This is a genomic window from Corynebacterium sp. (assembly GCF_030535495.1).
Lineage (GTDB): Bacteria > Actinomycetota > Actinomycetes > Mycobacteriales > Mycobacteriaceae > Corynebacterium.
In genome coordinates, this window is record NZ_JAUNRW010000123.1 from 1 (window position 1) to 2072 (window position 2072).

1 protein-coding gene is annotated in these 2072 nt (G+C 65.2%); it reads right to left on the reverse strand.

Going from position 1 to position 2072, the window contains the following annotated elements; translation table 11 throughout:
* Positions 1-200 precede the first annotated feature (200 nt).
* On the reverse strand, positions 201-1877 hold the full coding sequence (locus tag Q4F73_RS11125) for an AbgT family transporter (RefSeq protein WP_303359413.1): 1677 nt from the start codon (positions 1875-1877) through the stop codon (positions 201-203).
* Positions 1878-2072 lie beyond the last annotated feature (195 nt).

Genomic DNA, 2072 nt, shown 5'->3' on the forward strand with positions numbered 1-2072 from the left:
GCTGTGCTTGATGGTGAGAACGTGCATCAGCCCCATGCATGTGCATGGGGCTGATGCGTGAGTATGGGGGCGCAGCGAGCAGAGTTGCCGCCTCTGGTGAGGATGTGCATGTACCCCATGCACAAGCATGGGGTTGATGCACGAGTATGGGGGCGCAGCACCAGGCGCAGCCACCAGCAGCAGCCGCATCAACCGCGCGCTTAGCCGCCGTAGGTCATGGGGCTACCCGGCCCCAGCGGGATACCCAGCAGGTACCAGGCGACGAAGAACAGGAACCAGCCGACGAGCATCGCGATGGAGAACGGCAACGCCAGGGACATGAGCGTGCCCACTCCGGCGGGCTTGTAGTAGCGCTGCAGGAAGGTCAGCGCCAGGGCGAAGTAGGGGCTCATCGGGGTGATGATGTTGGTGGGGGAGTCGCCGATACGGAAGAGCATCTGGGTGACTTCGGGGGAGACATCCACCAGCATCATCATCGGAACGACCACCGGCGCCATGAGGGCCCACTGGGCGGAACCGGAGGTGATGAACAGGTTGAGCAGCGCGACCATGATCACCAGTCCGGCGAACATCGCCAGCGGCGGCAGGTTCCACGCCTGGAGCAGCTCGGAACCGCGGATGGCGGTCCACACACCGAGGTTGGACCACTCGAACCACGCGAGGAACTGGGCGACGGCGAAAAACAGCACGAGCATGGGAAGCAGTGACTTCAGGCCGCGGGCCATGAACTCGGGGATGTCGCTGGCGCTGGTGATCGTCTTGGACGCCACGCCGTAGACCAGGCCGAGTACGAAGAAGGCCAGGGCGATCGGGACGGCGACGGAACGGATGAGCGGACTCTCCATGGCGTCCCCGCCTTCGCCGGCCAGCGGGGAGCCGGGGATGAAGAGGAGGGCGAAGTACGCCGCCAGGAAGGCCACGAGTGCGCCGCCGGTGATGAGCAGGGCGCGGGACTCGGTGGGGCTCAGCGAGAGATCGTCGGCCGAATCCTCCGCGGAGTCTGCCGCGGCGCCAGCCTCAGCGTCGTCGTCAGTGTCCTTGCGGAACGCCACCTCGGAGTAGTCGATCTGGTCGTGGTCGACGAGCTGGCGGGCCTTGCGGTCGACGAAGAACTCGGTGACCGCGGTGATGATGAGGGCCAGCACCACTGCGGAGGGGATGACGAAGAAGATGTTCGCCAGGGGGGAGACCTCGTAGTCGGGGTCGATGAGCTGGGCGGCGGAGGTGGAGATGCCGGACAGCAGGAGGTCGGTGATGTTGAGGATGAGGGAGGCGTTGAATCCGGCGGAGGAGGCCGCGAAGGCGACCATGGCACCGACGATGGGGGAGCGGCCGACGGCGTGGAACGCCATGGCACCCAGCGGGATGAGGATGACGTAGATCGCGTCGGACGCGACGGAACCGGTCACACCCGCCAGCGCGAGGGCGAAGGTGAGGGTGCGCGGGCCGACCTTGGCCACCATGGCGCGGACGAGTGCGGAGAGTAGTCCGGAGTATTCGGCCACCGCCACGCCGAGCATGACGGTGAGGATGACACCCAGCGGCGGGAAGCTGGTGAAGTTGCTCACGGCCTCGGTAATCATCCGCTGCAGGCCTTCAGGGGTGAGCAGGCTCTCGACGCGGATGGTGTCGCCGGTGTCCGGCTGGATGGCCGTCATGTCGAAGCGTGAGCCGATCCAGCTGGTCACCGCCACCACGGCGGCGAGGATGACGAACAGCCAGAAGGGGTCCGGGAGTTTGTTGCCGATCGTCTCGATGGCGCCCAGGAAACCCCGGGACCCCTGCCGGGTGTCCCGGTCGGTGCCCTTGGCGGTGTCCTTTTCGGTGCCCTTGTCAGTGTCCCGGTCGTCAGGTGTGTGCCGTGTGGAAGTGCTCATAGTTCCTTGACGCTAATGGATCGCGCCGATGTTGGTCGTACTTGTACCCGGTGGATGAGGGGGTCGTTGCCAATCCGTGATCAGCGTCGTGGCATTCGCTGTGAATGATCACACTCGCCCCATCTGTCACACCCGGTTGGCTACAGTGTGAGACGTGATCACCTTCGATTCCGTCACCAAGGTCTACTCGACCTC

Excerpts from the sequence above, each read along its gene's own strand:
- Q4F73_RS11125 (WP_303359413.1), bottom strand. The coding sequence starts at position 1,877 with ATGAGCACTTCCACACGGCACACACCTGACGACCGGGACACTGACAAG.